At 58.1% G+C, this 20,442-nt stretch carries 28 protein-coding genes; all 28 read right to left on the bottom strand.

All coding sequences use genetic code 11. The features are described 5' to 3' along the window. Positions 1–4: 4 nt before the first annotated feature. The 28 genes from GTQ41_RS05835 to GTQ41_RS05700 all read right to left on the bottom strand — a co-directional run bounded on the left by GTQ41_RS05835 (position 5) and on the right by GTQ41_RS05700 (position 20,329). Positions 5–304 (bottom strand): hypothetical protein, encoded by a 300-nt coding sequence (locus tag GTQ41_RS05835; RefSeq protein WP_042559961.1) that lies wholly within the window; start codon positions 302–304, stop codon positions 5–7. Beyond that, positions 301–4,251, bottom strand: a complete 3,951-nt coding sequence (locus GTQ41_RS05830; RefSeq protein WP_217325464.1) for a phage tail tape measure protein — start codon at positions 4,249–4,251, stop codon at positions 301–303. The genes GTQ41_RS05835 and GTQ41_RS05830 overlap by 4 nt, the downstream gene beginning before the upstream one ends. A 56-nt stretch (positions 4,252–4,307) precedes the next feature. Continuing rightward, positions 4,308–4,661 carry a hypothetical protein gene (locus tag GTQ41_RS05825; RefSeq protein ID WP_217325463.1) on the bottom strand — a complete coding sequence of 118 codons (354 nt, stop codon included), beginning with the start codon at positions 4,659–4,661 and terminating at the stop codon, positions 4,308–4,310. A gap of 196 nt (positions 4,662–4,857) precedes the next feature. Then, a complete protein-coding gene (locus GTQ41_RS05820; protein WP_217325462.1) occupies positions 4,858–5,043 on the bottom strand; it encodes a hypothetical protein in 186 nt (61 codons plus the stop codon). A 535-nt stretch (positions 5,044–5,578) separates the two neighbouring features. After that, positions 5,579–6,142 (bottom strand): hypothetical protein, encoded by a 564-nt coding sequence (locus tag GTQ41_RS05815; protein WP_217325461.1) that lies wholly within the window; start codon positions 6,140–6,142, stop codon positions 5,579–5,581. 565 nt (positions 6,143–6,707) lie between these two features. Continuing rightward, positions 6,708–6,920 carry a hypothetical protein gene (locus tag GTQ41_RS05810; protein WP_042559967.1) on the bottom strand — a complete coding sequence of 71 codons (213 nt, stop codon included), beginning with the start codon at positions 6,918–6,920 and terminating at the stop codon, positions 6,708–6,710. A 47-nt stretch (positions 6,921–6,967) separates the two neighbouring features. Then, positions 6,968–7,483: a hypothetical protein gene (locus GTQ41_RS05805; protein ID WP_217325460.1), complete on the bottom strand. Its 516-nt coding sequence runs from the start codon at positions 7,481–7,483 to the stop codon at positions 6,968–6,970. Positions 7,484–7,532: 49 nt separating this feature from the next. Continuing rightward, entirely contained in the window at positions 7,533–8,462 is a 930-nt protein-coding gene (locus GTQ41_RS05800; protein ID WP_200614849.1) for a phage tail tube protein, read from the bottom strand. 69 nt (positions 8,463–8,531) lie between these two features. Continuing rightward, the gene (locus GTQ41_RS05795) at positions 8,532–9,218 is read right to left on the bottom strand and encodes a DUF1983 domain-containing protein (protein ID WP_042559969.1); all 687 of its coding nucleotides are present in this window, start codon (positions 9,216–9,218) and stop codon (positions 8,532–8,534) included. Between the two features lie 18 nt (positions 9,219–9,236). Further along, entirely contained in the window at positions 9,237–9,632 is a 396-nt protein-coding gene (locus GTQ41_RS05790; protein ID WP_042559970.1) for a phage tail terminator-like protein, read from the bottom strand. After that, entirely contained in the window at positions 9,629–10,009 is a 381-nt protein-coding gene (locus GTQ41_RS05785; protein ID WP_108183182.1) for a hypothetical protein, read from the bottom strand. Before GTQ41_RS05785 ends, GTQ41_RS05790 begins: the two co-directional genes overlap by 4 nt. A gap of 2 nt (positions 10,010–10,011) precedes the next feature. Beyond that, a complete protein-coding gene (locus tag GTQ41_RS05780; protein WP_054898879.1) occupies positions 10,012–10,377 on the bottom strand; it encodes a hypothetical protein in 366 nt (121 codons plus the stop codon). A gap of 2 nt (positions 10,378–10,379) precedes the next feature. Then, positions 10,380–10,757 carry a hypothetical protein gene (locus tag GTQ41_RS05775; protein WP_200614844.1) on the bottom strand — a complete coding sequence of 126 codons (378 nt, stop codon included), beginning with the start codon at positions 10,755–10,757 and terminating at the stop codon, positions 10,380–10,382. Positions 10,758–10,760: 3 nt separating this feature from the next. Continuing rightward, a complete protein-coding gene (locus tag GTQ41_RS05770) occupies positions 10,761–11,027 on the bottom strand; it encodes a hypothetical protein (protein WP_200614842.1) in 267 nt (88 codons plus the stop codon). A gap of 49 nt (positions 11,028–11,076) precedes the next feature. Continuing rightward, positions 11,077–12,045 carry a major capsid protein gene (locus tag GTQ41_RS05765; RefSeq protein ID WP_200614840.1) on the bottom strand — a complete coding sequence of 323 codons (969 nt, stop codon included), beginning with the start codon at positions 12,043–12,045 and terminating at the stop codon, positions 11,077–11,079. Between the two features lie 9 nt (positions 12,046–12,054). Next, a complete protein-coding gene (locus GTQ41_RS05760; RefSeq protein ID WP_200614838.1) occupies positions 12,055–12,801 on the bottom strand; it encodes a DUF6651 domain-containing protein in 747 nt (248 codons plus the stop codon). Positions 12,802–12,905: 104 nt separating this feature from the next. Continuing rightward, the gene (locus GTQ41_RS05755; protein ID WP_200614836.1) at positions 12,906–13,169 is read right to left on the bottom strand and encodes a hypothetical protein; all 264 of its coding nucleotides are present in this window, start codon (positions 13,167–13,169) and stop codon (positions 12,906–12,908) included. A 43-nt stretch (positions 13,170–13,212) separates the two neighbouring features. Continuing rightward, positions 13,213–14,271: a phage minor head protein gene (locus tag GTQ41_RS05750; protein ID WP_217325459.1), complete on the bottom strand. Its 1,059-nt coding sequence runs from the start codon at positions 14,269–14,271 to the stop codon at positions 13,213–13,215. Positions 14,272–14,274: 3 nt separating this feature from the next. Further along, complete coding sequence (locus tag GTQ41_RS05745) at positions 14,275–15,651, bottom strand: DUF4055 domain-containing protein (RefSeq protein WP_217325458.1); 1,377 nt, start codon at positions 15,649–15,651, stop codon at positions 14,275–14,277. A 3-nt stretch (positions 15,652–15,654) separates the two neighbouring features. Then, positions 15,655–17,142, bottom strand: coding sequence for a terminase (locus GTQ41_RS05740; RefSeq protein WP_217325457.1), 1,488 nt, complete (start codon positions 17,140–17,142; stop codon positions 15,655–15,657). Position 17,143: 1 nt separating this feature from the next. After that, positions 17,144–17,752: a hypothetical protein gene (locus GTQ41_RS05735; RefSeq protein ID WP_217325456.1), complete on the bottom strand. Its 609-nt coding sequence runs from the start codon at positions 17,750–17,752 to the stop codon at positions 17,144–17,146. A gap of 8 nt (positions 17,753–17,760) precedes the next feature. Next, on the bottom strand, positions 17,761–18,012 hold the full coding sequence (locus GTQ41_RS05730; protein WP_217325455.1) for a hypothetical protein: 252 nt from the start codon (positions 18,010–18,012) through the stop codon (positions 17,761–17,763). Beyond that, the gene (locus tag GTQ41_RS05725) at positions 18,009–18,200 is read right to left on the bottom strand and encodes a hypothetical protein (protein ID WP_212546451.1); all 192 of its coding nucleotides are present in this window, start codon (positions 18,198–18,200) and stop codon (positions 18,009–18,011) included. Before GTQ41_RS05725 ends, GTQ41_RS05730 begins: the two co-directional genes overlap by 4 nt. Next, entirely contained in the window at positions 18,200–18,430 is a 231-nt protein-coding gene (locus GTQ41_RS05720; protein WP_212546450.1) for a hypothetical protein, read from the bottom strand. Before GTQ41_RS05720 ends, GTQ41_RS05725 begins: the two co-directional genes overlap by 1 nt. Before the next feature lie 59 nt (positions 18,431–18,489). Then, positions 18,490–18,990, bottom strand: coding sequence for a DUF2514 family protein (locus GTQ41_RS05715; RefSeq protein ID WP_217325454.1), 501 nt, complete (start codon positions 18,988–18,990; stop codon positions 18,490–18,492). Then, positions 18,987–19,325, bottom strand: coding sequence for a hypothetical protein (locus GTQ41_RS05710; protein ID WP_217325453.1), 339 nt, complete (start codon positions 19,323–19,325; stop codon positions 18,987–18,989). The genes GTQ41_RS05715 and GTQ41_RS05710 overlap by 4 nt, the downstream gene beginning before the upstream one ends. Next, positions 19,325–19,696, bottom strand: a complete 372-nt coding sequence (locus GTQ41_RS05705) for a DUF3450 domain-containing protein (protein ID WP_217325452.1) — start codon at positions 19,694–19,696, stop codon at positions 19,325–19,327. Before GTQ41_RS05705 ends, GTQ41_RS05710 begins: the two co-directional genes overlap by 1 nt. Before the next feature lie 126 nt (positions 19,697–19,822). Then, positions 19,823–20,329, bottom strand: a complete 507-nt coding sequence (locus tag GTQ41_RS05700; protein WP_217325451.1) for a hypothetical protein — start codon at positions 20,327–20,329, stop codon at positions 19,823–19,825. Positions 20,330–20,442 lie beyond the last annotated feature (113 nt).

The following is a 20,442-nucleotide window of genomic DNA, read 5'->3' as shown; positions in this document are numbered from 1 at the left end:
CGGGTTAAGGCTTGCGGATCTTGCTTAAGGAGCCGCCCGGTCCCAGCACCTCAGAAAATGATTGCTCGTAACCGGCGCGCATATTGCGAGTGCAAATTTCAATGAGCTCACCGATATCTGGGCCGACCTCATCGCCGCAGTGCAGAACGGCCGTGATTCGGCCCACGATCTCAGCGTGCAGTTTCATGCGCTCACGCCAAAGGTGAGGAGACGAGTCTTGGTCTATCCCCTTGAATATCACCGGCGATATAGCCTTGGTGATCACATCCAGCAGCTCAGGGACATCTAGATCGGAAACTTTCATCGATTTCTCCTTATCAGTTGCATTGCCGGTCCGTTCTGTTTGAGGTCACGCAGCATCATCTCGTACGCCCCTTTCATGCCGCGATTCGCGCCATCATCTGCAGCCTGTTTCAGTTGCTCGGCGGTGTTTGAATCGGGGCTTCCTTGGAAATAGAAGTTCTGCTCAATGGGCGGGAGGCTCATTGGTGCAGAGGGCGTAGCTGCTCGGGAGGTAGATGCGCCGCCACCAACGTAGCCGCCGTCAGCATAGCCTTTCGAGTTCGCGTTCATACGCTCGAGGAATTCACGGGCGCCTGGCTGACTCACCGCTTCCTTGCGGACAACGAACTCGCCGCCGTGCACAACGCCTTTCGGCTCGAACTTGCCACCATCACCGGTATAGCCGCCGTCGGAGAAACCGAACTTGGAGCTGTACCCGGCAGCCGATGCGCCAAGGCTGGAGGATGTGGCCGCAGCAGAGCCAGCCGCGAAACCGTTACCTGCGGCGGAGGCACCGGCACCAGCCAACCCGCTGAACAGCGTGCCGAAGATGCCGACCGCCGCCTGACGCACCTGAATGCGGATCAGATCGGCGATAATGCTGTCCGCAAGGTCTTTGAACGACAGCTTCCCGGTTTTCACGAAATTTACGATCGAGTCTTCCATGTTGCTGAAGGCATTGGTGAATAGCGATTTGCTTTGGCCGGCCACATCAGCAGCTTGCTCGGCATAGTTCTGAAATGCCGACCTTGCACCGTTCGACCAGTCGACTTGAGCCTTATCCACTTTGGCCCAGCCATTCACCATGATTGCGACCTGCTGCGGGAATAGCTCTTCGGTGATATTGATCTGATCCTGTAAACCCTTGCGCTGCTGGTCAGTTGACGCCCTGGCAAGCTTGGTACGCAGATCAAGGATTCGGTCGTTGTGATCGCTTTCAAGCTTCAGTCGCTCCGAGGCTCGTTGTGCCTCCTCGGTACCCTGCCCAATAGCAGCAGCCGCCTGATTGGCAGCTTCCTGCTGGGTTTGGAGCTGCTTCTGGATCTGCAGTCGATACTGCTCGGCCTGGCTCAGCTCGCCACTTTTTTCAATAACTGCGGCGTAATCCTTTGATGCCTGACCAAGCGCAATACCATACTGCTCCTGCGTGATCTTCCCCTTCGAAAGGGCAAGCTGCAGCTTCTCCTGTGCCTCGGTCAGATCTCGAACAGCCTGTGCTGCCGGGTCTGCCTTTTTGTAGAGGGCATCGAAGGCGGTCAATGCGGCGTTCAGCTCACCTTTTTCGCTCGGACCCTTGGGGGTTTTTGTTGGCTTGTTTGGCGTGGTGCCGGCCAAAATTTGCGCCATTTGCTCTTCGGCAAGTTGCTGAGGCGTTTTCCGCGGGGTAGCCGGTGCGGCTGGAGCGGTACCGCCATTTGTCAGCAGCCCATAGCCACTGAGCCCTTGCTTTTGCTGATCAACCAGCAGCAGATTGCGACCTGCAGTCAGGTTAATCGACTTGTCGATGATCCGCTGCATCGCGCTGACTTGCCGGGCCGAACTTTCTTCGGCCGCTTTTGCCGTATCGTCCAGAGCCTTCTTCTGTGCAGCTGCCGTATCCTCAGCGGCCTGCATGGCGGTGTAACTCGCCACCAGCAGAACCTTCAGGCGCTCCTGCTCGACTTTGTTGTTCTCCTTGACCGCGTCCTGGTACTTATTGAGCAGGTCGGTCTGCGCTGCGATGGCCTTGGCTTGCTCTTGCTGCGACGAATTGGCGCCCATCTTGATGGCGGTGTATGCCGCCTCAGCCGCTGCGTTTGCGCCAACCAGGTCGCGGGTCTTGGTCAGTTGCTCAATGTACTTTGCCCAAGCTTGTGCGCTGGCGCCATTGGCCTTGCTGGTGGCGCCTAGAGATGCCGCCATCTTGCCGTTATTGGCTGACACGTCCTGAGTTAGCGTGTTTACGGATTGCAGGCGCTCGGCATAGCCAGCCGCAGATTGAATATTGGTGTCATAGCCGGCCGCGATCCCTTCCAAAGAGGACTTGAATCCGCCCGAAAGGCCTTGCGTCGATTGCAGCCAAACAGTGACATCGTCCAGGGTTTTCTGTCCGGACTGCACTTCCGCAATCATGGTGGACAGGGTCGCCAGATCAGCTACCCGCGCCGCACCCACGGAAGTGATCGCATTCTCGGCGATGTTTCCGTATTTGCTGGCGGCGGACGACGCCTGATCGAGTGCCGCCCGTTGCGCTTCGGCCCATTTCGACGCCTGATTGCGCTGCTGGGCAGCTGTCAGGCTGTCGAACTTCTTGACTGTTTCGTCTAGGGTCAGGTTCTGATCAATGAGCGACTTGGTGCCTTCGTCGGCCGAACTGCTGAAGTACAGATATGCGCCGGCTACAGCTGCCAAGCCCAGAGTGATCGCCCCCATTGGGCCGCCAATGGCTGACAACGCAAGCGATCCGGCGGTGCGAGCTACAATGCCCTGTTGCTGGGCTGCGTTCAGCCTAAGCTGTGCCGCGTTTTGAGCGTTCATCGCTAGCGTGTCAGCTTCGCGCGATGTGGCCAGCCTTGCATTTGCAGCCGTGACGCCTGACTGGGCGAGAATCTCGGCGGTTGTCGCCTGGCCGAGCGCGAGCCGAGCAGCAGTTTGTTGAGTGGTGACAATCGCCTCGGTCCGACGAATCTCCGCCAGGCGGGCAAGCGATTGCTGGCGACCGGTTTCAGTGATCTGCGACTGCAACCGCTGAGTTTCGAGCGATCGATCCGCGACCAGCTGTGCTTGAACAGCCTGGATTTGAATAAGCGCGCTTGCCTGGGCCGATTTTGTCGCAAGCGCCTCTGCAAGCGATCGCCGAGAGATGGCCAGAGTGGCAGCCTCTTCAGCAACGACTCGGCGGGTTGTCTGTGCGGCAGCAGCCGTGGATGCAACTTCGGCCTGACTTTCTGTGACGATCTGCGCTTTGGTAGCAACGATTAGGTCGTATCTAGCCTTGACCGCCAGCCCTAGAGAGCTGACCAGTCCGACACCAACTTTTGCAGCGTATGCACCGGTTATAGCCATCAACGCATCGGTGTTGGAGACGACTGTTTTCAGCCCATCACCGCCGACAGCAACGACATTGCCGAGGCCGGTCGCGATGGACTGAATGCCATCGATTACTTCTGGTTTCGACAGAGAGTCGGCCAGCGCATCAACCGAACTGATAAGCGGATTTATGTCGATCTGCCCGACAGCAGCAAGGAAGTTGTTTTTCAGTGCGGTCGATGCCTGCTCGAACCGGCGCGGCATGCGGTCAAGCTCCGAGTTCAGCGAAGTCAGAGACTTGAGAAGCGCATTGGTAACAACCTCAGCGGTGATCTTGCCGTCGGCCGCCATCTGGCGAATCTGGCCGTTGGTGACGCCCAGGTACTCTGCCAGCGCACGGGTGATGCGTGGCCCCTGCTCCATAACAGAGTTCAGTTCCTCGCCGCGGAGCGTGCCAGAAGCCAAGCCCTGGGATAGCTGAATCGCGGCGTTCGAAGCCTCCTGCATGGTGGCGCCGGAAATTACGAACGCCTTGTTGATAGCATCGGTTACGCCAAGCAACTGCTCCGTGGTGTAGCCAGCGCCTCGAGTCGCGTTCGCCAGCCGGGTATACAGCGACACGGTAGACTCGAGCGAGCTGCCGGTGTTATTCGCCATCGTCAGCAGCTTTTGGAATGAATCGCTCGCTACCGAAGTCGAAGAACTGACGAGCGCCAGAGACCCCTGCATGGACTTGAAGGCGTCTGTAAGTCGGATGATCTCGCTGACCACTCGACCGGCACCGAGAGCCGCGAACGCTACGCCAGCTGCTCGAGCCGCCGATCCAGCCCCAGACATAGAGTTGGCAGCTTGATCTCCGACCACAACAAGGTTGTTCAGGGTGATCCGCAGCTGCTCACCATTCCGCTGAGCCTGCCGCGAATCGATGATGATATCCAGGCGGCTGGATTGCTGGGTCATGGCTTTCTCCGGGCGTAAAAAAACCCGCCGGAGCGGGTTGTTATGTTGTTTCAAATTTACCGCGAACTTTTCTCTGCGACCGCCTTCAGGCAGCCGCTATAGAAGTCGTTTCTGAAGTCACTGATCGCCGACTCTTTCATTGGCTGTGTGCTGTATCTAGGCCGCTTAAATGCCTCTACAAACGCTATACGGAGCGTTGAATTAACCTGAGCTTCCACTGGTTCGGAAATCTTTGATGCTTGTTTGTCGAGAATTGCCAGCGCTTCTGACAAGTTCCGTCCATCTTGCCTGTACTCCATCGCCCCTTTTGCAGCGGTGTCGTAGACCTTGCAGGGGTCTTCTTCCGCTGCATGGACCGCTGGCGAAGCGAATATCGACGAAATAAATAGCGTTCGAATGAGCACCTGCATAACCCTTCCCTGTTTGATGGCATCAATCTACCACCATCAGAGAAGGCACCAAAGCCCCGTCGTAACGGTGCTTGTGATCGGTTTATCTATCCGTTGGCATCTAGGCACTGACGAAACGCATCGCTCCTGAATTCATTGATCGCTTCAGTCTTGATGCTGTCGACTATTGCTACCGGTCGCTCGTAGGCTTTGAGGATCATAGATAGCGCAAATTTGCTGCCATCGCCGATCTTTTCGAGCGAATCTCTAGCAGCTGACCGTTCTGGCGCGCCGTCATAGCCTGTCCGGCAAGCGCCGACACTTTCTTGCACGAACTGTCGTCCGCATGGGCTGATAACGCAATGCACATCAATGCTAACGATGCTGCGAGCAATCGATTCATGCCGCCTCTCTACTTGTATTTGTAGGGCTCTGGTGATGTGAGTAGTGGCTCAGCCTTGTCCCACCTTCCGCGATATCCGCGAACTGAATAAGAGTACCCAGGCTTCAGATCGAGCAACATTCCTCGCAGATCTCCGCCGGCGCATGCAGCATTGTTTTTAATACTCAGCTGAACCGGGCCGGGCTTGTGGTACAGCCTCACTGATTTCCCGCTGCTTGTTTCAGCTGCCAGCCTTTCGTTAAGAAAAACCTGCATACCAGCACCGAAGCAGCTCATAGCGCCTGCATCTTGAGTGAAGACGATACGTGCATCGCTAGCTGAGGTTGGCTTCCCAAAGGCGAAAACATCGTCTGCTCGAACCTGTGCAGCCTTCTCAGGCGAAACGCGAGTGGTTTCACAACCTGCTAGCAGCAAGAACACCAACCCAAATGCTATTTGTCTTTTCAAAGACACCCCTCCCTGATTGAAAGAGGAATCTAGCACCAAGTCGAGGCTCTCGACAAAATCACAATTCGTCGCCAACCGAGCTCACAGCCTAAAGCGCCGGCAGCCAGGCCCGCATAGTGCCAGCCACTCCAGCGAAAACCTGATATGCGCCGGTAGGCACGGCAAGATAAACAGATCCGATGATAGCGAGCACTCCGGCAAGGATGATTGCCCCAGCCCCCTGTCCGAGGATTTTCGGAAGTGTCACATCTTCGTGGTAGCGCATCTGTGCCAAGCAAATATCGATGCGGTAGTTGGCGAGCATCATTTGGTCACGAAAGTTCTTCTCGTCTGCAGCGGCTACCTTCCTGAGCTCATCAACTTTATCTTCAATATTCTTGAGAGGGTTCCGCGGGTCCACCCCGTACATACCAGCTACAAATTTGAAAGAGTGTGAGACTTTTTCATCGATTACTGGGGCGTAAGACTCGTAAGAGACCTTCTCGGCTTGGGATGCCTTTCGGCCACCCAGATAGGCCAAAATGATTGAAGTTACGGCCGAGATCACAACAATTGCCAAGCCGAACTCAATGAACCAGTTTTCCTTGGAAAATCCCAAGCCAATCGACAATGCGAGAATCAAAATCGGGATAAGTGTCGCGATGCAGGTCACTTGGATCGTCCTTAATATATGGTTTGTTATTATACGGCAGCCACCGCAATGCCGCTGTACGAATCCCCAGTAACGCCCCGCCGCTCACCGATAGTAGCCTCTCGCCCTCACGCAACGGATAACCCCAGTCCTTTGCTTGCAAGCCCAAGGACTGGGAGAGCGCCAATCTCGGCGCGTTTATGACCTGGAGGTCGGTATGAGCAGCTTTGAGGGAGCCCTGATTAACCATAGGGGCGTCACGTTTGCAGTCGTTATCGTAAAGCACCACTACACGTCGTCATCTAGCGCAGCGCAGCCGGTCCGCGAATCGTTCCAGCCGCACTTTCCAGGAGTGCCCGTTGTTCTGGCGTCACAAGATTCGCGGGGAACCTTCCGGTATCACGGTCGGCAAGATCTGGCCAAACTCCTTGCAGGACTTCAGCCTTCGCAGATTCCGTGGCGCAAATACCACACGTAACTGAGACCATTTCGAACTCGACTCCCGCGGGTGTGAATGTGTTCATTTTTGCTCCTGCGGGATGTCCCGCTCTGTGGTTAATCTTCATCACAAGCCGAGCACCCGAGATCACTTGGTCATTGAGCTTTCCTGCTGCTCTGCCCATCTTTTGCGGAAATCGTCATCAAGGGCGAATATCACTGCATCAAACTCTTCGCGGGAATATCGCTCACCGTAGGCTGCCAGGTAATCACTCAGATCCCGAACAGAGAGAGGTGCCGGAACACCGTTCATGCCGACATACTGCCGCCCCCGACTGATGACGTAGTAGGCTTCCAGCATATCGGTGGTTGGACCGTCCAGCTCTGGCGGCTCAGGGATGTAAACCCTCAGCTTTTCGTGGACTTCTCTTTTGCGCTCGTTTTCCGGGCCCGCCCACTCGGCTGCCCAGCGGTAGGCGGCGAGGGCTTTTCCACTGTTTCGGCCACCTGCTCCTTGTGACGTAGGGCGATGTCATTGGCAGCATTCAGAGCGAGGAAGTAAACCTCTGGCATCTGCTCGATCAAAACAACGCCGCGCTCCGGGGTATACGGCGCAGGTGCGTCTGGATCTTCTGCCTCTGCAACACCCTCCCAGTCGAGGATCAGGTGCTTGCATGCCAGCTCAACGAAAAGAATATCTGGATCTGGTATTTCAACCGATGACTTCTTGAGGATGTCGAACTCTTCAGTCCCTACGCCCATCTGGCGCGAGGCGAATTCAAGGTGTCGCTGAATCTGGCGGTAGTCGCTGGTGTAGCCTGGTCGAGCGGACGATCCGATCTGCAGGCGCAGGCCGGGGGTCGGCTCGATCCATCGCGTAGACACCGCATCGAGCGGATCTTTCTTCTTCAAAATAAAGGTCATTCTGTACTCCAGCAACGAGGCCCTTTCGGGGCCTCTGCATTATTAGCGGTTAAGGCGTAACAGCAGGTACGCGAGTAATCGTTGGCGGGATACGTCGGGCCGAAACAGCCAGCTCCACCTCAATGATGTCGGTCGCACCACCGTCCGGCCAACTGCCTACCGCTTCCATTTCTGGCAGCAGCACCGTGTAAGCACCGTCAGCATTCTCGAGCGTGAAGCTCATGGCTACCGATTCGCCGGTACGCTGTTTGCGGTACAGGGCGTAGGAAGCGGCAGACCAGGCCACGGTGACGCTGCCGGAGGCGCTGAAGGTTGTCGGGATAATGCTGCCGGCGAACGCATCACCCGAGCCCAAGCAGCGCTGCGTCTGGACTGCGTTATCGAAGGTCAGCGACATTGCGCTGATGCAGGTGCCGTTAGCTGCCGAGGCGGCGACACCATCCAGGGTCAATGCGGTGAAGTTCTTGAAGTTGAATCGAGGGCCGTCCGGCTCCGCAGCGGCAGCACTGAAGAAGCTGGTGCCATCGGCCTTGTCTTCCCAGTCAGTCGCCGAAAACGTGGTGTCAATGGTGACATCGTTGTCGGTGCCGAAGGTGAAGGCCATCGATGCCACTTGTGCGCCGCGAGCAACTGACGCAACGGTCACATCGCTCGCGTAGGAGGCGATCGAGTAGCTGATGCGCTGATTACCCATGGTCAGAGAGTCAGCGGTCCAGCGCGCGCCGAAGCACGACTCCAGGAAATCATCGACTGCGCCGCCGTAGCGCCACTTCATACCGATCGCGCCAGCCACATCAACCGTGGTCGGCGTGGTGCCCTGACTCATTCGAGTCGAGCCAATTTCGTTGTTTTCTGCGGTGTTCTGGGTTGGGCCGATACCGAACGAGGTACGGATCAGCTCTTTCCAGCCAGTTGCGGGCGTGATGCCCTGGGTTACTTCTTCAACATAGGCCGTGGCGACCTTTGCTCCTGACGACATGGGTATGTCTCCTTTCTGCGGGCATAAAAAAACCCGCGCTTGGCGGGATTGGCTGGATCGAAGGGGAGTTTATTTCTTGCCGAACCCGGCAGGTCCGCCGCCGCACATGCAATTGATGCTGAATCTGTCAGCGCTTACCAAAAACTGCGAACCGATACCCAGTCCGACACCGGCGGCAACGTATTGCCCTTGCTCATTGACCTGCATCTTCAAAGACCACTGGGGGGCGAGCTTGGCCTTGATCGTGGAATCCTTGATTGACGTCTCGCTCACGAAAACAACGCCATCAACTACCACGAAGGGCTCTGGCTTCTCTGGCTTTTCCAGATTGCCGATGCGGCAGCGAACTGCGCCATCCGTAGTGATAGTCATGACGCCATTCACCATCGAGACTCGCGTACCGGAAGACTTAGCCTTCTCTGCACGGGCCAGCGCCTCCTCCGGGGCTTCCTGCCGAACATAGGTCAGCGTGGTGCGGTAGTCCGATCCGTCGCGGTCAAATGAGAAGTCCTCGGTCGTGAACTCTGCGCTTTCGCGGAACTCGACCGGGATCTTCGCCAGCTCAGTACCGATGAACGCGTAGCGCTCCATCGCATTGGCTGCAAGTTCGCAATCAGGCCATTGTCCGGCAGTTATCGTGACCAACTTGGGGCCGGATGGCTTGATGTCGTCGACAGCGGCGCCATTCAGCTCAAACGACCCGTCATCGCTGTACTTCCAGCCGGAGACGCCCGGCACGTAATCTTTGCTTTGCATTGATGCTCTCCGACGGCCTCAGTAGGCCCTGTAGGGAATTTGCACGTTGACTTGATACCAACCGTTGCCGTCGTCGCCAAGAGTTGCGGCCGAGGCCGCGAAACAGTCGAAACCGCTATCGCTGAAGAACTCGAAGTGCTGCACCAGCGTGTCAGCCGCACGGGTGATTGCCAGCGTGCCTTTGTAGCTCGGCACGAACAGCTGAATGATGATGATCCCGGTGCGCTGCACGCATGGCGACAGGCCGACTTCTGGCGTAGAGGACAGACCTGGAACGTCGGCCAGCCTTGCCCAAATCGGCTTCCCGGACGGGTCGAATATCGCGTTGTTCGGGAAGTCGACGCTCGCCGCCGGGATGCCGGTCCATTGCGTCATGCGCGTGGTGACGATGTTCCGGATCTGCTCGAAGGTCATTGGTTGGCCCTCGCCACGCTATTGAATGCTGCGCCGAACATGCCGACCGGTGCCTGTTTCGAGTGGCCATCTTCAAGGCGCTCGATATATGGCAAATTGTTCTGCAAATAAACAACCGTATACGGCTCAAGGCCACTCAGGCGCGTCACGCCCTCCAGGATCGTCGCTCCTCCGTCCTTATCAAAACGATCCAAGACCTGATAGACAGGAGAGCCAATGCTGATCTGGTTATTCGCTCTTGCGCGACCATAATCAACCGGCGTCCTCATAACCACCTCGTTCAGGCACTGAATCGCGATGGTCCTGACCTTCTTCGACAAGTCCTTCTCTACCACCCCCATAAACAGGCTCGGCGGGATGCTCCAGCCTCTTGCCATGCTCAAGCCCTCCGCAGGTGAAGCTGGTACGTCGCGCCAGTTGGATCGGGAAGAACCAGGTGGACGAGAAAGTTTTCAGTGCCGGCGCTGATGGTGTGGCCTACGTCCGGCACGGCGTCTATCTCGTTGCTGAGGATGACGCACTTCGCATCACCCACCTTGATGTTGATCCCGTCGATGCGCTCGACCTTGAAGCCGGTGATAACGCCCCGACCTGTGTAGGTGATCGTTTCAGCCGTGGTTTCTTCGGTGACCGGGTCAAAGACGCCGGGGCCGTTGTAGCTGCCGACGATCTGGCTCACTGCATCTTCCAGCTTTCCGTCAAACGCCTTGGACAGTTTGGTCTGAAGTTTGTCCTTCATGCCCATGCTCAGCCCCTCACCATCGGGATGGAGTTGGTGCCATTGACCCATGGATAGATAAGCGCCATGGCGAAGCTCTCCCCGGAAGACAGCGCGACAGATCCCTGAATGTAGGTTTCGCTTACAGAGACGCCGCCACCAGCCGATACCGTCTCGCTGATGGTCTCGCGCTCGACAGCCTTATATAGGGAGCCCGTCGCGGCGATTTTCGCAACTTGGGCGCCGGCCTGCTTGATCTCGGCCGGTACTTCGGCGGGAACAGGACGCTTAATCTTGCTGGTCAGCCAGGCATTGGCCTGCATCACAGACAGAACCGGATCACCGGCACCCGCCCAGCCCGACCCCAGCAATGTGTCAACGTCTGCAACAGTGATGAAGTCGGTCATGGGTTATTCCTGGACGGCCTTGTCGAGCAGTTCAGCAAGAGACTGCTTGTTGGACGAGGCTTCGAACTCAATGCCCTTTTCGGTCAGCGCAGCTTTGATCTGGTCGACGTTCAGGCCTTTTGAAGGGCGGTCGACCTTTTTGATCGGCTCGGGATGCTCGTACTCATCCGGTGCGAACTTGGCGTCGATGATCTTGTAGCCCTTCTGACGCAGCTCAGCCTTGCGCTCAGCGGTGACCGGGTGTTTCTCGTAAATGACTTTTTCGTCCATGGTGGACTCCTGACATGTAGGTCAGGCGACCCGAAGGCCGCCGTCCCGATTACTGAGCGGCATCGCCGATGGTGATAACGCCAGCCGAGGCCTTGATGCTGTTCGCAACCAGATCCCAGTTGGTGCCAGTGGCCAGTTCGGCGCTGGTTGGCGACTTGCCGCCGTTGGCGGTGTCCCAGGTGTAGCCCTTGAGGCCCATGCCGAAGGTGTAATCCGCCTGCATGGTGGTCTCGATGCGCTCCTTGCCGTTGGAGGTCTCGATGTTGGTGATCAGGTCAGAGCCATCCATCACCATCGCAGCGCCGTCAGCCAGGCTCAGCACCTTTTGCTTGTTCGGGGTGCCCGCCTCGTACAGAGCTGCGGCGTCGGTAATGATCACCGCCTTACCCAGGATGTCGACCACCTGCACGCCGCTGAAGGTGAACAGCTTCTCGGCGTTAACCAGGTTCTTTCCGATCAGCTTGTGGTACATGGCGCCGGTCATTACCTGGGCAATGAGACGCTGCGAAGCATCACCGAACAGCGCATGGGCGTTGTTGATGGCGACGTAGTCCACGCCGAGAGTGGCGGAAACGTCGTTGGTGGCGGTTGGCTGGTTGCCAATGGCGGCGACCAGGGCGGCGATGGCGGTGTTCAGCTGGTCCGACATGATAGCTTCGGACAGGTTGCGGCTGATCACTTCCAGGGCTTCTTCAGGGTTTTTCTGAACCCACGACAGCTGCGAAGGCTCCCACAGGATCGGACCGAAGCCGCCTGCGATCTTCACCGAGTCGTACTGCTTCTGGGTCAGCGGGGTTGCAGCCTGCGCGCCGTTGGCGGCATAGCGGTCAACACGGCGCTGAGCGCTGTGCAGGCCAGCCCAGAACGACTCTTGCAGGAAGTCTCCGTCGATACCTTGAGTGGTCAGGCGGATGGAGCCAGCGGAGGCGGCGTTGAATTTCTCAACGTCCTGCGCCAGGGTTTCGATGGTGGTTTTCTTGAGGTACTCGTTGAATACCTTCATGTTCGACAGGGACATAGTTGCTCCTTAACTTGTTGCGGTCATGGCCTTAATGGCTGCTACGCGATCTGCTTTGCTGCCGCCAAAGTCGCCCTTGGCGCCGGAATTTCCGCCATCACCGCCCTGAGCGCCGCCGCCGTTGGCGTTGGAACTCTTCAGGATGTGGTCGCGGTGCGGGTACTGCGAAACAAGTGTCTCGATGGCTTCGTCGAAGTCGGCCAGTTCGCCCGGACGGGAGCGGCTGAAAATCTTCTGGCCCTGACCGTCATAAGCGACGACCTTGCCTTCCTCGATCTTCAGGTTCTTGCCGAAAGTGGCTTGAACCATATCCACTGGCACGGCCAGCTTGTCGGCGATGTACTTCGAGCGGGCGAAACTGCCTCCGATCTTCTCGGCATACAGCTGCTGCTCAAAGGTCTGCACCTTGCCGTTGGCTTCATCCAGCTGGGTTTGGAAGGCCTTGCTGATTTCGCCCTTCACCTTCTCGATCTCACCGGCATCCACCAGTTTTTTAGCATCGAGATTGGAGACAGTCTCCAGCGCCTTGCGGGCTGCAGCTGGGTCGTCGATACCTTCGAAGGTCTTTACCAGCCCCTCGGCAGTCTCGGCGCGAGTGCGGTGCGATTTGGCCTCGGCGTTCAGCCGGGTGATGGTGTCGCGGGTGCCCACGGCATCGAACGCAATGTCCTTGCCGTCGTCACCAGTGAATACGGGCTTCCCATCCAGGACTTCCGCGTATTGCTTGCCATCCACTTCAACGATCTTGAGCTTCATTGTTTCTCCTAGCAGGCCATCCGGCCCAGTGCGCCCCGCTCATCCGAACAGACAGGCAATAAAAAGCCCCGGCGTGTGCCAGGGCTGAATGATTTGGTTTGTGGTTACTTGATACGCTTGCCGCTGATCACTTCACCGAGCGACAGGCCCCCGCGAACCCGGATAGAGTCGATTCCGTTAGCCTTGTCGCGGGCAACTAGAGCATCAGCAACTAAGTCAGCCTGATCGCCATTTGGGTACTCGCCGATCTGCGCGCACGATTGCCCGCAACCTCGAGGGCCGTCGCCGACGACGTCGTCCGTCTCGCTGACGAACATGGTCACGATGTGGCGTGTAACCGGGAGAACTTTGTATTCAATGGTCTTCATGGAGCCTCCAGCCTGCGCACAGGCCAAGTTGTGGGGTTGTTCGTTACAGTCCTGCTCGGCCGAATGCCTCTGGCACCATCTGCCGAAGCTGATCCAGCGTGCGCGGCTTGAAGTTGTTGCCGATCTGCAGTTCAGAGAACTGCTCAGGCGTCATACCGCCATCGCGGAACAGCTTCGCCCTGGACTTGCCGATGACCGCATCCTGGAAGGCGGCCGGCTGCGTCTTGATCCACTCGTAATAGGTGGTGTCGGCCTTGACCTGGCCGTTCATGCTCGATCGGTCAGCCAGCGCACCCATTGACGGCGCATCCTTGAGGATCAGAATGAAGCTGGTCCGGCAGCGGATGTGAAAAGGTGGCCGAGGCCCCTCCTCAATCGCGTACTCGGTTCCGTCTGCGGCTCGACAGTAAGCAGTCGTTCGGCCGTCCAGCGTGGCGATGATCTTCACGCCCTGCAGGATGTCGCTGTTCTGTTTGGCGAACTGATTGCGCGCTTGGCTGGCGACGTGCTGAACCGCGGTGCGTGTTACGGCATCGGCGTTGCGGCTGGTGATGGCCAGCAGGCCGTCCGCGTACTTCATGTCCTTAGTACCGCGCAGGGTACGGATGATCTCGGAGTTGGTCTTGCCCTCGAACCACCCTTGCCGTATCGCGCCAGTTACCCGGGATCGCTCGGCCTTGCTCCAGTCCTCGATGAAAGGTGTCAGCAGCTTCCCGCCATCAGCGCCCTTGATGCCGAGGGGCGACCTGAAGGCTGCTGTCTTGAGCGTTGCGAGCGCAGGGATGGTCGCGGTATAGCTCGGCACCGCAGCGCCGATCAAGACCGCCTCGGCGGTTGCTTGCCAGACTGCAACATCCATCAAATCCAGCTGCATCTGATCGGTGTATTGAGTGAGGATGCCGGCCAGCGCTCCATCCACCTGCTTGAGCATGGCATCGAGGCGGGCACGCTTGAACTCGGTCAGCTCCGACCCACCCAACTGCTCGCGCAATGAACGATCGATCTGTCGCAGGAACGGGGCGAACTTCTCGACCTCGCTGGACTTGAGGCTTTCCAGCAGCACCGCATTGCGGATCGTGTCGCTGATCTGATCGATACCCATGGGTTAATCGTCCAGGCTCACGCCTTTGCTTGGTTGAGTTTGTATGCGGGCGAACTCCTTCGGCCAGTCCAGTTCGTCGCTGATGACGCCACGGCGCTGCATTTCGGAGTAGAGCGTTTCGTCGCTGAGCTTTCCGGAGTTGGCCATGCTGATCAGGTTGGGCAGGGACACTTCGGGCGCGAAGTCGCTGTCGAAGTTGCCGCGCATTTCGACGTGGCCACCGTCACCCAGGCTGCCGTAATCGGCCAGGATCTGGAGCAGCTGCGCGACACAGTCAGCGAACTGACCAGCCAGGCGAGCCAGCGGGGACAATTCCTGCGCTGCCTCCTCGTTGGCCTGCGCCGCCGTCTTCACGGCCTGCTTATCCTTCTGGAGCAGCTTGGCCCCAGCCATGCGCATGTCATCGACCAGATCGCTCAGCGAGTCGCGCCCGGCGGTGATTGCCGCCCCGGTGTGCTCGACGTACTGGGCTTTCCCGTCCTTCGGCATGCGGGTTGCACTGGCCGAACTGATGGTCAGCTGGAATTCTTCGTTGTCGGTGAACACGAAAAGCAGCGGGACGCGGGCAACGTGCAGCAAGTTGTCCTGGTCGCTCTGTGACTGCCAGTGCTTGACGTTCAGGTGAGCCAGTTCGAGCAGTGGCGGCTTGGCCGTCATCGGCCCGGTGCGGCCCGTGTAGAACGTCACCCATGGAATGTAGGTGAGGCTGGTCGAGCCCTGATCGTTTTGCTCCCATGCGCCGCCATTCTCGGCCTTTCGATAGGTGCGCCAGCTACCAGGCTCCAGCACGCGGACCTGATCCACGCACTTGACGCCGAAGTCACCGTCTGCAACCTCGACCGACTCCATGTATCGAACCTGCATCAGCTTGCCGCCGTCGAAGCGCCAGCCGAGCACCTGGCCCGGCTTGATGATGACAGCATAAGGGCGAACCCCTGCGGCTTGCTCCTCTGCGATGGTCTTGTACAGCTTGTTACCCTCAGCATCGAGGGTGGGCTGATGCTCGATCATTGCGTGACACAGGCCCTTAGCCAGAGACTCGCGGAACCACTCGACCGACCACGAATTGAGGTCATTGCCGCCAAGGTCGATGTCGGCCGAAAGCAGCTTGATCGGCTCAGGAATATCCTCGCCCAGCTGAAGGGGCTCAGCGAATACGCGGGAAGTGCTGCTGGCCACCGTCTCGGCGTAGGCCGGGAGCAGTGTGGATAGCGCCAGGCGATCCTTGTAGGTGTCGTCGGCTTCAGCTGGGTATTGCGGTAGCAGTTTGGTGCCGGCCGCACGCATTGCCTGGGTTCCACCCATCAGCGGGTCAACAATGGCCCAGTGCTCGCGCATGCGCTCAACCGCCGGCAAGGCGATGCTTGGGTCATTACTCATGGGCTAGATTCTCAGGGATGTGGTGGTGGTTGGTGTCGGCTTGCGCTTGGTCATGGCGACAGCGAAGTAGCGCCAAGCATCAGCACCGTGCGACGTGCTGTCGTGCAGCGGTTTGTCTTTCCAGCAGCCATGCTTGTCGTCCCACTCCTTGCGGTATGCCTCAAGATGGGTGATGCCTTCGCTGCATTTGGATTCATCGAAAACGCAGCGCGGCAGGATCTCCCGAGCCGCTTCAATGCCAGTATCTACGCCAGTCTTCGGGACAACCTGAAACTTCAGGGTGTATTTCACGCCGTCGATCTCGTAGCCCTCTTTGGCGATGTCCTTGCGACTCTTGGCATCACTACCGAACTCACGGTTTTCGATGTCATGCGGCCCCCAGTGCTCGGAATAGGTGTAACCCTTATCCTTAAGCACCTTCATGTAATGCCTCAGGCCTTCGCCGGAATTCTCGTAGTAATCGATGACGTGATATTCGTTGCCGACCTGACGCACGAACCAGATGGCCGTGGAGTCGCCGACGCCGATGTCCCAGAAGGTCATCACCGGCAGGTGGCTGTTGTCTGGCAGCGTGCCGATGCGCTGAGAGGCATACAGCTTGGTGAACTGCTGGGCGTAGTAAGCGCCCTCGATCGACTGCTGGAAGGCTTCGGCAGGGATCGAAGGGTATTCCCGCTTCATGTCGTCGCCGAGGGTCTTCTCCTTGGCGGCGTACCAGGCGCGCTGGCCAGGGTTCGTGTCGATGCCTTGCTTGGCGAACAGCTCAGTGAAGTAGTCAGTCAGGCGTTGCGGGATGACCACATCGGCCGGGTCAAGCCAGTAGGCTTTGTTCTTCCACCAACTGAAGAAGAAGAATTTCCAGTCAAGCTTGCCGAGGGGCGTGCCGGACAGCAGTTGCTTCTCCGCGCTTTGCGAGTAATCGAAGAAGTAACCGGCCCGGCCCTCCGCCGTCGATTCAATCGTGACGAAGCAATCGGTGGCGACAGCCTCGAAGGCGCCGGTGACGATCTCTCTGGCCTTGTGGGGAAACTTGGCGCAGATCTTCCCGAACTCGGAAACGTGCAGATACCGTAGAGTCCCGCCCCGGAAGGACGTAGAAACGTAGAGCGATCCGCCTTTGCTGAACACAAGCTCACCAGCAGCATCGTTAGAAGCAGGATTGGCAGCGCGTATTTCAGCAGGCAGGTTGTCGTAGGCATATTTGACCTTCTCCCGGAACAGGCGCTTGGCGTCGTTCAGGGTGTGAGCGATCAATGCGCACTTGGCCGATTCGAACAAAGCGGCATCGAGCTGGATGATGCAGCACTCAGTGGTGAAGCCGAGTTGCCGGGCTTTCAGGATGATGTTCCGGGTGTGCATCCCGTCGAAGTATTCGATCTGCTCGTCCGTCATCCGGAAGCGGACTTTCTTGCCCTGCTTGTCCGTGATGAAGTAGAGATTGTTCAGGCGCCATCGCTTGTCCCGGAGCAGCTTCAAGTGCTCGGGCTTCATATCAGGCGTCCTTCGATAGATCGTCCATCATTTTGGACAGCTCGTCAGCGTCATTGCCGCCGGATTTGGTGTCGAGGTCGTAGGCTTGGCGCTCCAGCGAGATCAGGGTCTTCAGCGTCTCCGCCATTTCCTTCATCGTCTTAGAGCGGCCAGGCAGATCGATGATCTTCTGGTACAGGTCATTGCGCTTGTCCTGCCCGCTGTCATCCTCGGAGCGCATCAGCTCACCGAGCTCTTCGAACAGTTGGCGGTTATCCGTCAGCCCCTCAAGCTCGTCCAGGAGCTTGTTGGTGAGGCGCCGTCCACGTGAGATATCACCGCGGTGAGCCATGCGGATGTTCGCAATGACCTCAGCGTTGACCTCGATGATCTCGCGCTCGGTTTCCACCGATTTGCTGGCAACCTGTGTGGCAACCTCTCGTTTGGCAACCAGCGAATCAGCCTTCGCCTTGATCTTCGCCTTGAGGTCGCGCTCCCAACCATTAGCCTTGGCGCGCTTCTGGATTGCGGTATGTGAGACGCCACAGGAAGCGGCGATCTCTCTGACGGAAAGCAATCCAGCCCGGTAGGCGCGTTCGATTGCCTCCCAGTCGGGTTGCTTCGTTGTCATGGGAATCCTTAGTCTTCGTTGTCGAGTAGCACATCAATCAGCTTTTGCTCACCCAGGCGCATAGCACCCAGGCATTGCAGGTCGTCGCACTTGGGGCCCAGCCCGAACACCGTCACCTGCCCCTTCGGGCCGATAAGGGTCAAGTCGCCTACGGTGCATTCCGGATGGACACCAGCATCGAGGTCGTCGGCGATCTTGCGCAGTGTCTTCGCAGCGTCTCGCCATCCTTCCCGTTTGAAGTCGATCAGCTTGGCGGTCATGCCTTCACCATCTCGTGCGTCTGGGCATGAGCCTGTCCGTGAAGGATTGCCACCACCAGCCCTTGAGGCAGTCCGGCGGACTTGGCTGCGTCGATGGCCTTGGCGATTGCGGCATCCAGTTCGATCACAGCCTTGTTGATGTCTGGGCTCAGCGGCAGCGCGTGGCGCAGGCGGGTTACGTTGCTCATCAGCTGAATGGATCAGCAGGTTTGGCAATTGAGCGAACGAACCACATGAAGCCTTGTTGCAAGTTGGTCTTGGCCAAGGCCAGCAGGCGCGGGTCAACGCTTTCAATCTGGCCGATCTGCTTGAACAACTCACCAGCGTCAGCCTCAAGCGACTTGATGGAGTTCATGCCGTCGATCTCGGACTGGGTCAGGTCGCGGTAGCCGGTGATTTTCTTGTGCTGGTTGTCCATAGTGATTCCCTCGTCGCGGGTCGCGACACAATTTGCTGATTCGCGAAACGTGTCGCGGATTACTTGCTCTTCTGCGCTGCGGTGTATGCCGCCTCACACGCAAAGCCGGCTATTCGACTTCGATCAAGCGCTTCTGCCAGTCTTCCCGCTTCTTCGTCAGCGCTTCTACGCAGGTCGGCAAGCAGAACGGTAAGGTCGGCTCTTGCCTGGCTTCCGCTGGCAACCTCGGCAGCACAAGACTGTCGCTTGGCGATGAGGTCGGTGATTTGCTGCTGCAGGCTGCGAGCCCGGTTATCAGCAACAACAACGGCAGCCGACACGTGCTCAGTCTTGGCTTTCGCATCATCGGAGACTCGGTTGATGTCATTGGTGATCTCGCGCTGGAGGTGGAGCGTGTTGGTGAGCGAGTCCACGCGGGCGGCGGCAGTGTCGCGCTCGGCGGTGATGGCTGCTCGATCGTCCTTCACGCTATCCAGTCGAAGCGACAGGTAACCAACGGCTGCGAGCGCTGCCAGCACCACCCACAACCATGCAGGGACCAACTTCAGAAAGGCGCTCATGGTGTCTGCCGTTCGACGGCTTCGTTGACCTTCTCCGCTGCCTTGCTGGCGGTGTCCGCCGCTTGGACTGCCGAGTTCGATGCCTCTTGCACCTTCACTGCTGCGTCCTGCGTCTTCTCGGCCAAGCTGTTCAGGCGAACGTCACGTTTTCCAAGCGCGGCGTCGTAAGCTGCGCGCACCTCGGCAAGCTGTTTTGTCTGCTCACTGCTGGCTGACCATACGCCAGCTTGAAAACCGAGGGTCAGACCGCCGACGAGCAGCAGTGCTGCGATAACCCAGACCTCCGCCCGGCGCCACCAGCGGCGAGCAATGAATTCCATAGCGCATCTGTCCATCAGTTGATGCCTCCCAGCTTGGTACGCAGGCGGGCGATCTCTTCGCTCTGCGAGGTAACCGTGGTGGTTAGCTGTGCGACCTGGCTGGTGAGGGCTTCGATCTTCCCCTCCATTCGCCCTACTGCTGCGGCGAGCTCGTTGCGCTCTTTGGCGAACTGATCAGCGCGGGCCTCAGCTTCCTTTCGCGCAACACGCTCGGAGTCCAGCAACTCATTCAGTCGGCGAAGCGTGAAAATGTCGGCGTTATCCATCGCCCTGTCAGCAGCATCCTTTGAGAGGAATTTACGCAGCCAAAGGAAGGCGGCCAGCAACACGGTTCCGGTACCGCCCAGCCAGGTAGCGGTGCCTGGGCCGAGGTCAGTAGGATCCATCGCAACTCCATCGTGAAAAGCTGACCTGTTAGGCCAGCGCAAATAGGTCGGCGTCCGCTGCACTCCCAGCTCGGAGCAATGGGTGTGGGGAGCCGAAAACGAAAGGCCCCGATCTTGGGGCCGAAATTAGTGAGCGTTTACTGGGTTGAGCGCAGCCAAGAGCAGCGCCTGCCCTTTGTGCAACTCAACATGCGCGAGGCTGGTCAGCTTCGAATCCGCGAACGAATGTCGCTTCAGCAAGTCTTCCATTTCTTCGAGAGCGGCCTTCAGGCCAAGCGCCTTCTGCAGCACTTTCTCGTCGTGTTCGCCGCGCGCTTTCAGGACTGCGTCGCGAACCTGCTCGAACGGCAGGCCTTCGCCAGATGGACTGGCTTTTTTGCACATGAATTCGGATGGCGTGTACACAGCTCCGAACACATGACCGTCACGGTAGTAGAACGGGCTTTCGTAGCCGATCACGAACATTGAAAACTTTTCACGCTGATCGGTGTTCATCAGCTGCCCAGTAACTGTGGAGAACTCGTAGCCTGGCAACTCGGAAAGCCGAGCAAGGCCCGATTTCAGTCGACCGAGATCGCCACCGACCACTGCATCAACTACACACTGAACCGCCTTTTTCTCTGCCTCGGACATTTCCCTGCTCCTCAAACGAAAAAGCCCCTGCGAATGCAGAGGCCCTGAATAGGTGCGCTCGTCTTTCCGAGCTGTCAGCCAAAGACCATCCCAGCGTCGACACCCCTTTGCAT

It is taken from the genome of Pseudomonas sp. AN-B15, from assembly GCF_019056475.1.
Taxonomy (GTDB): Bacteria; Pseudomonadota; Gammaproteobacteria; order Pseudomonadales; family Pseudomonadaceae; genus Aquipseudomonas; species Aquipseudomonas parakoreensis.
This window is presented reverse-complemented; position numbering and strand designations above follow the sequence as displayed.

Coding starts and splice junctions, on each gene's coding strand:
- GTQ41_RS05820 (WP_217325462.1), bottom strand. CDS start 5,043: ATGAATCGATTGCTCGCAGCATCGTTAGCATTGATGTGCATTGCGTTA.
- GTQ41_RS05715 (WP_217325454.1), bottom strand. CDS start 18,990: ATGAGCGCCTTTCTGAAGTTGGTCCCTGCATGGTTGTGGGTGGTGCTG.
- GTQ41_RS05780 (WP_054898879.1), bottom strand. CDS start 10,377: ATGGGCATGAAGGACAAACTTCAGACCAAACTGTCCAAGGCGTTTGAC.
- GTQ41_RS05735 (WP_217325456.1), bottom strand. CDS start 17,752: ATGACAACGAAGCAACCCGACTGGGAGGCAATCGAACGCGCCTACCGG.
- GTQ41_RS05725 (WP_212546451.1), bottom strand. CDS start 18,200: ATGAGCAACGTAACCCGCCTGCGCCACGCGCTGCCGCTGAGCCCAGAC.
- GTQ41_RS05700 (WP_217325451.1), bottom strand. CDS start 20,329: ATGTCCGAGGCAGAGAAAAAGGCGGTTCAGTGTGTAGTTGATGCAGTG.
- GTQ41_RS05705 (WP_217325452.1), bottom strand. CDS start 19,696: ATGGATCCTACTGACCTCGGCCCAGGCACCGCTACCTGGCTGGGCGGT.
- GTQ41_RS05805 (WP_217325460.1), bottom strand. CDS start 7,483: ATGACCTTTATTTTGAAGAAGAAAGATCCGCTCGATGCGGTGTCTACG.
- GTQ41_RS05740 (WP_217325457.1), bottom strand. CDS start 17,142: ATGAAGCCCGAGCACTTGAAGCTGCTCCGGGACAAGCGATGGCGCCTG.
- GTQ41_RS05760 (WP_200614838.1), bottom strand. CDS start 12,801: ATGAAGCTCAAGATCGTTGAAGTGGATGGCAAGCAATACGCGGAAGTC.
- GTQ41_RS05770 (WP_200614842.1), bottom strand. CDS start 11,027: ATGGACGAAAAAGTCATTTACGAGAAACACCCGGTCACCGCTGAGCGC.
- GTQ41_RS05785 (WP_108183182.1), bottom strand. CDS start 10,009: ATGGCAAGAGGCTGGAGCATCCCGCCGAGCCTGTTTATGGGGGTGGTA.
- GTQ41_RS05810 (WP_042559967.1), bottom strand. CDS start 6,920: ATGCTGGAAGCCTACTACGTCATCAGTCGGGGGCGGCAGTATGTCGGC.
- GTQ41_RS05765 (WP_200614840.1), bottom strand. CDS start 12,045: ATGTCCCTGTCGAACATGAAGGTATTCAACGAGTACCTCAAGAAAACC.
- GTQ41_RS05800 (WP_200614849.1), bottom strand. CDS start 8,462: ATGTCGTCAGGAGCAAAGGTCGCCACGGCCTATGTTGAAGAAGTAACC.
- GTQ41_RS05775 (WP_200614844.1), bottom strand. CDS start 10,757: ATGACCGACTTCATCACTGTTGCAGACGTTGACACATTGCTGGGGTCG.
- GTQ41_RS05720 (WP_212546450.1), bottom strand. CDS start 18,430: ATGGACAACCAGCACAAGAAAATCACCGGCTACCGCGACCTGACCCAG.
- GTQ41_RS05745 (WP_217325458.1), bottom strand. CDS start 15,651: ATGAGTAATGACCCAAGCATCGCCTTGCCGGCGGTTGAGCGCATGCGC.
- GTQ41_RS05730 (WP_217325455.1), bottom strand. CDS start 18,012: ATGACCGCCAAGCTGATCGACTTCAAACGGGAAGGATGGCGAGACGCT.
- GTQ41_RS05790 (WP_042559970.1), bottom strand. CDS start 9,632: ATGACCTTCGAGCAGATCCGGAACATCGTCACCACGCGCATGACGCAA.
- GTQ41_RS05835 (WP_042559961.1), bottom strand. CDS start 304: ATGAAAGTTTCCGATCTAGATGTCCCTGAGCTGCTGGATGTGATCACC.
- GTQ41_RS05750 (WP_217325459.1), bottom strand. CDS start 14,271: ATGGGTATCGATCAGATCAGCGACACGATCCGCAATGCGGTGCTGCTG.
- GTQ41_RS05795 (WP_042559969.1), bottom strand. CDS start 9,218: ATGCAAAGCAAAGATTACGTGCCGGGCGTCTCCGGCTGGAAGTACAGC.
- GTQ41_RS05830 (WP_217325464.1), bottom strand. CDS start 4,251: ATGACCCAGCAATCCAGCCGCCTGGATATCATCATCGATTCGCGGCAG.
- GTQ41_RS05825 (WP_217325463.1), bottom strand. CDS start 4,661: ATGCAGGTGCTCATTCGAACGCTATTTATTTCGTCGATATTCGCTTCG.
- GTQ41_RS05755 (WP_200614836.1), bottom strand. CDS start 13,169: ATGAAGACCATTGAATACAAAGTTCTCCCGGTTACACGCCACATCGTG.
- GTQ41_RS05710 (WP_217325453.1), bottom strand. CDS start 19,325: ATGGACAGATGCGCTATGGAATTCATTGCTCGCCGCTGGTGGCGCCGG.